Source organism: Streptomyces sp. NPDC039609 (assembly GCF_055596705.1).
Genome location: NZ_JBVIUJ010000023.1, coordinates 51,125 through 57,617, shown reverse-complemented (window position 1 = coordinate 57,617; position 6,493 = coordinate 51,125). Strand labels below are relative to the sequence as shown.

The following is a 6,493-nucleotide window of genomic DNA, read 5'->3' as shown; positions in this document are numbered from 1 at the left end:
TGCTGGCGACCAGGACGGACCCGGGCGGCGACACCACGTCGTTCGAGTACGACGCGTACGGCAACAAGACGAAGGAGACGGACCCCGCGGGGAACATTCACTCCTTTGCCTTCGACGCCGAGAAACGTCCGCTCACCAAGACCCTGGTGAATCACATCGGCGACCCGAACAACCCGTCGGCGGCACAGCCCCTGGTCCAGGAGTCGAGGGCTTACGACCCCGCTGGCCGGCTCGCGTCGATCACCGACGCCATGGGCTGGGTGACGGCGTACACGTACACCGACGACGGCCTGTCGGCCACCGTGGTCCGCAAGGACCCTCAGACCGGCAAGTCGTTCACGGATCAGGCGAACACCTACGACGCGGCCGGCAACCTGATCGAGCAGATCACCAACGACGGCGTGACTCGTACCACCTTCACGGTGGACGCGGCCGACCGCACAACCAGCTCGGTTCTTGACCCTAACGGGCTCGCCAGGACGTCGACGGTCTCCTACGACCCGGACGACAACGTGGTGTCCGAGACAGAGCGGGACCCCGCGACGGGTGACGTCTCCACCACGGACACGTCCTTTGACAACCTGGGGAACGTCACGGGCCACACCGTCCACGACGGCACCATGGCCCCCGTGGGTCGCTGGAAGCTCAACGAAACCAGCGGGACGACCGCCGACGACTCGTCGGGAGGCACCAACAAGGCCACATTGACGAGCGAGGTCACCCGCTCCACCGAGCAGGGTGGCTCAGCGGTCTTCAACGGCACGTCGAGCAGCTATGGCACGACATCGGGCCCGGCAGTGAACACCAGCGGTAGCTTCACAGTCTCGGCCTGGGCCAAGCTGGACGACCTCACCACGGGCCGGGCCGTACTGTCCCAGGACGCCGGAAGCACGTACGGCTTCGTGCTGTACTACGCAGTCGGCACCGGCTGGACCTTCATCCGCCCGCGAGCGGACTCCACTCCGCTGACCTACGACCGGGCGGTCTCCGCACCGTCCGCAGCGGTCGCCGGAGCCTGGACCCACCTCGTCGGCATGTACGACGCACAGGCCGGAAAACTGCGCCTGTACGTCAACGGCATGCTCGCCCAGGAAGTCTCGGTCACCGGCAACTGGGAGGCCACCGGCCCCCTGCAGATCGGCCGCCATAAGGCGGGCGCGGCCTACAGCGGCTACTTCAAGGGCGGCATCGACGACATTCAGGTCTACGGCGAAGCACTGACCGCGACGCAGGTCTCCGCAGTCAAGGGCGGCACGCTCCCGGCAGCGGGCAGCTCGGTCCGCTCCACCAGGTCGAAACTGGACCAGCGGGGTCTGCCGTTGTCGACCGTCGACGAGAACGGATATACGACCGACTACGGCTACGACGAGGCCGGCCAGCAGACCTCGGTCACCGAGCCGACAGTCAACGCGGAGCAGAGCGGCGGGACCCCTGTCTCCGTCCGTCCTGTGTCCATGACCGGGTACAACACGTTCGGTGAGCAGACCGAGACGTCCGACACGCTCGGCAATGTCACGGTCCTGGCGTACAACGCCGAGGGGCAGGAGACTTCGACGACGTTGCCGAACTACACCCCGCCCGGCGGCACGCCGATCACGGCCACGTCCTGGAACGAGTACAACAAACTCGGCCAGGTCACAGCGGAGGTCGACGCGCTCGGCAGCCGCACGGCGTACACATACACGCAGCGCGGCGAGGTGGCATCGGTCGCCGACCCGGGGAACGGTGTTACCACATACACCTACGACACCAACGGCGACCTGCTGTCGGCGACCCGGCCGAACGGCGCCCGCCAGGAGGGAACCTGGGACTACCTGGGAAACCAGCTCACGGTCACAGACATCGTCCGGCAGCCGACGCAGCGGGCGTATACGGTGATCAACGAGTTCGACGCTCCGGGCGGGGAGCTCTCCCGGACCGTGAGCGCCACCGGCATCCCTGAGTCGTTCAAGTACAACGTGGTCGGTGAGACCACGGAGGTTACCGACTCCGCAGGCCACATCACGAGGTTCACGTACGACGCCAATGGCCACGTCCTCACATCGACGGACCCAGACGCCACGAGCACCAGGAACACCTACGATGGCTTCGGCCAGCTCGTCTCCACCAGTGACCTGGACGCCAACGGCGCGGTGCTGCGAACCATGAGCTCCACGTATGACCGCGCCGGAAACCCCACCTCGGTGACCGACTACCGGGGCAACACCACCACCCTCACGACCGACGCGTCCGGTGTCGTGACGAGGGCGGTGCAGCCGGTCTCGGCCAGCGAGTCGATCACCACGACCTTTGGCTATGACGCGGCGGGCAACCGGACGCGTTTCACCGACGGCCGGGGCAACTCGTTCCTCACCACCTACAACAGCTGGGGGCTTCCCGAGTCCGAGATAGAACCGTCCACCCCTGCGCACCCGGATCCGGCGGACCGCATGTTCACCACGGTGTATGACGCCGGCGGGCGGGCGAAGGAGCACCGCTCCCCGGGCGGTGTGACCGTCACCAACGAGTACGATGTGGAGAACCGGCTCGTCCGCCAAACGGGCACGGGCGCCGAAGCCGTCACGGCCGACCACACGTACGAGTACGACTCGGACGACCGTCTGACGGCCATCGAGGGTGCCGGTGTCGAAAAGAACACCTTCACCTACGACGACCGGGGCCTGCTGCTCTCCACGGCCGGCCCCTCGGGTCTCTCGTCCTTCACCTACAACGGTGACGGTGCGACCACGTCGCGCACCGACGCGTCCGGCACCTCCACCTTCGGGTACGACACCGCCGGTCTGCTGAAGACAGTCAACGACGGAGCCACTGGCTCGACGATGACCTACAACTACGACGTCAACAACCGGGTCACACAGGTCGATCACGGCACCGGGAAGTCCAAGCGGACCTTCGCATACGACGCGTTGGAGCGGATGACCAGCGACAAGCTGACCTCTCCGACCGGCAAGGTGCTCTCCTCGATCGCCTACGGCTGGGACGCGAATGACAATGAGACGTCGAAGACGACGACCGGCGTCGCGGGTGCGGCCACGAACACGTACGAGTACGACTGGGCCAACCGTCTGACCTCCTGGAACAACGGAACCACGACGGAGACCTACGGCTACGACGCGTCGGGCAACCGAACTCATGTGGGCTCGGAAACGTACACGTACGACCCCCGCAACCGGCTTACCTCGGACGGGCGCAACACATATCTGTACACCGCGCGCGGCACGATGAGCCAGATCACCGAACTGGGAGGGGGCAGTACCTCGATCAAGGCCGATGCCTTCAACCGGGTGATCAGCGAAGGCGAGCGGTCCTATTCGTACGATGGCAGCGACCGCCTGCTGGAGGCGAAGGACGAGACGGGCACCGCGCTCTACTCGTTCAAGTACAGCGGGCTCGGAAACGATGTGGCCTCGGACGGTGTGACGTCCTACAGCCGCAGTGCTGACGGCTCGCTCGTGGGTGTGAAGACCTCGGCGTCAGCCGTGCTCGCCGTTACGGACCTGCACGACGACGTGGTGGCGCAGTTCACCGACGCCGGTGAGACGCTGGCCGGTTCGCAGACCTACAGCCCCTTCGGCAAGGTCAACGAGACGACCGGGATGCTCGGCAGTCTGGGCTACCAGTCGGGCTGGACCGACCCGGAGACGGCCAAGGTAAATATGGCCGCTCGCTGGTACTCACCGCAAACCGGCCAGTTCAACAGCCGGGACACGGTGGGCCTTTCCCCGCTGCCGATGTCGGTAACCGCGAACCGATACGTGTACGCGGACGCCAATCCGATGACGGCCACCGACCCGACCGGCCACTGGCCCGAGTTCGTCGAAAAGGCATGGAAGAAGGTCACGAAGAAGGTCACGAAGGTCGTCAAGACGGGCTGGAACAAGACCAAGTCGGCCATCAAGCGCACCTCGAAGGTCGTCCGCAACGTCGCAAGCAGCGCAAAGCGCGAGGTCAAGAACGCGGTCCGGAAGACGTACCGGGCGGTCCGCAAGGCGGTCAAGGTCGTGCAGGACGCCGTCAGGAAGATCAAGAAATACACCAAGCGCACCTTCAAGCGCATCAGACACGCGGTGGTCAGGGTCGCCAAGCGAACGGTCAACAAGTTCCGCAAGGTCGTCAACGCCACCAAGAAGCACGTGAAGAGCGCGGCAAACAAGGCCAGAAAGATCAAGAGGGCAGTCAAACAAGTCGTCTCCTCGGCGATGAAACGAGCCTTCGAGAGGGCGAAGGAGACTGGCGGCAAGGTCTTCGCCAAGGGCTGGATCGCTGCCGTCCACACGGTCTTTGACAACCTTGCCGACAGGGTCCTCGCGATGGAACCGAAGATGCGCAAGGACCACCCCGAGCGGTTCGGAACCCCGAATCAGCCGACAGGATGGGACCTCGGATTCGAATGGGTGAGCGGTAAGGGGCCGCAGACCCGGCACTTCGACGGAAGTGACCTCTTCACGAATATCCTGCAAGATCACTACCACGTGCAGGACACACGGAAGCAGATCGCCGCGGACATCCGGGACGGGGTTCTCAAGGGCGGTGAGAAATGGAAGACCAGTTCTCACCGGCTCGGTGAGGACGATGAGCACGGGACTTCGGCGGAGAAGCTCCAGCGAGATTTCGAGACGAACTCGTCCGCCGCATTCCTCGGCTCGTATGAACTGCAGTACCGGGTCGTCGGCGTGAACAAGGCGACGGGTAAGGCAACCGTCAAGTTCTTCGTCGAGAACAGGAGCACCATCAATTCAGCGTCTCATACGCACCCTATGATCGGGGGCTACAGTCCGTGGTGGGACAAGAACATCGGGGAGCCGCTCAACAAGTACTACGCGAAGGGGCGATTCTCCGAGAAGAGGCAGACCGTCCAGTGGACGGAGAGCATGAGCATCCACAGCCCCCGGTCTCCCCACTAGTGAAGGGTAAGAAAGTGGAAGACTCGAGTGCGTTGACCGGCCGGCGAAGGATCAGGTTGTTCGGTGCGTCCGCCCTGATCTTCGCCACGACGGCGTGTGGGTTCTTCTCCAGTACGGTGGAGTCGCCTCATGTCACCGAAGACCGACTGGTCGGCCGCTGGGCTGGTGACTGCGGAGCGGTCGTCGAGGTGAAGGCAGACCACACCTTCACGGCCACGGACTTCCCCGTCGAATTCGACGGAGTCGGGACCAAGCCCCAACTGGTCACAGGCAGCGGTGAATGGCGGCTGGCCCGTGCCATCGAAAATGTCCGGCCACAGGAGCTTGTCCTGAATCTGAAGGGCCGCTCGTACGACATACCGATCCGTGGCAATGAGGACGATCTGGTGCTGCGCTGGCAGGTCGGGGATCCCGACTACGCCCACACCTGTGACTTCACCGTCGATCCGGCCTGAGTCATTCCGGTCCGAGTAGTCGCAAACAGGGAGCCCCGTCGGCAGGCGCCGACGGGGCTCCCTCGTCTTCACGATCGGGCTATTCCTGGTGGGGGCTGTCCACCAGGAATACGGGGCCAGCCCCCACTGGGGCGCCCTCCAGGCGGCTCTGGAAACGGTCTGGGGACGCGTTCGACACTGATTGGACCGCCGCCGTCGCCGAAACCTCCACCCGCGCAGCGGCGTTGGTGGCGACGAGGTCGGGCCTGCCAGGGATACAGCCAGATCGCCGCCACCCGGCAACATCGCCGGAGCGGCTGCCGGAGACCTGGTCGCCCGTGACACCGCCGGCGTCCTCTGGCCCCACCTCGGCAAGGGCGACGGCACCTTCGCACCGCGCATCAGGGTCGGCGCTGGGTGGGGCGGGTACGGCCACATCGTCGGCGTCGGCGACGCCGACCGTGACGGCCGACCCGACCTGTTCGCGACCAACGCCGGCGACACCGACACGTACCTGTACAAGGGCACGGAAGCTGGAGCGCCCCGTTCGGACAGCGCCAGGCCACCACGATGCCCAACAGCAGGCCCACCTCCGTCGTCTGATTCCACGGCCACAGCGTTGAGCCTGACATGTGAGTCAGGCCCCGGCGCCCGTACGGCGGCGTGTGGCGGACCGTTTCACCGGTGAACTCCTTCACCCGCGCGGCTGAGCCGTACGCGAAACCGCCGGTAGGCGACGTGCGTTGACCGATATTCAGCGTTCATGATCAAGAATATTTGCCCGCGGCGTTGCCGCGCTCTCCCTCGCCCTGACCCCGCTCGCCGTTCCCACTACGACGCAGGCTTCCTCATCCGCACAGCCCCGCGCAGAAGTCCTCGCCCTGGCCGATGCGCTGGAACTCGTTCAGATCGCCGACGAGTCCCGCGCCGGATACCAGCGTGACTCCTTCAAGCACTGGAACACCGGCCTCGACAAGACCGACGGCTGCAACACCCGCGCCGAAGTCCTCCTGGACGAAGCGAGCGAAGCGCCGGCCGTCGCGACCGGCTGCAAGCTGTCCGGAGGCGAATGGCTGTCGTACTACGACGGCCAAGAGGTCGCCGACCCGGCCAAGCTCGACATCGACCACATGGTCCCGCTCGCCGAAGCCTGGG

4 protein-coding genes are annotated in these 6,493 nt (G+C 65.3%); 3 read left to right on the top strand and 1 reads right to left on the bottom strand.

What is annotated here, in order from left to right; genetic code table 11:
• The 3 genes from ACZ561_RS39215 to ACZ561_RS39205 form a co-directional block, all read left to right on the top strand.
• Positions 1–4,904 (top strand): LamG-like jellyroll fold domain-containing protein (locus ACZ561_RS39215; protein WP_471004791.1); only part of this gene is annotated, 4,904 nt, incomplete at its 5' end.
• A gap of 56 nt (positions 4,905–4,960) precedes the next feature.
• Complete coding sequence (locus ACZ561_RS39210) at positions 4,961–5,359, top strand: hypothetical protein (protein ID WP_471004790.1); 399 nt, start codon at positions 4,961–4,963, stop codon at positions 5,357–5,359.
• Between the two features lie 181 nt (positions 5,360–5,540).
• Complete coding sequence (locus ACZ561_RS39205; RefSeq protein ID WP_471004788.1) at positions 5,541–6,026, top strand: FG-GAP repeat domain-containing protein; 486 nt, start codon at positions 5,541–5,543, stop codon at positions 6,024–6,026.
• A gap of 160 nt (positions 6,027–6,186) precedes the next feature.
• On the opposite strand, the gene ACZ561_RS39200 is transcribed toward ACZ561_RS39205, so the two are convergent.
• Positions 6,187–6,468: a hypothetical protein gene (locus tag ACZ561_RS39200; RefSeq protein ID WP_471004786.1), complete on the bottom strand. Its 282-nt coding sequence runs from the start codon at positions 6,466–6,468 to the stop codon at positions 6,187–6,189.
• Positions 6,469–6,493 lie beyond the last annotated feature (25 nt).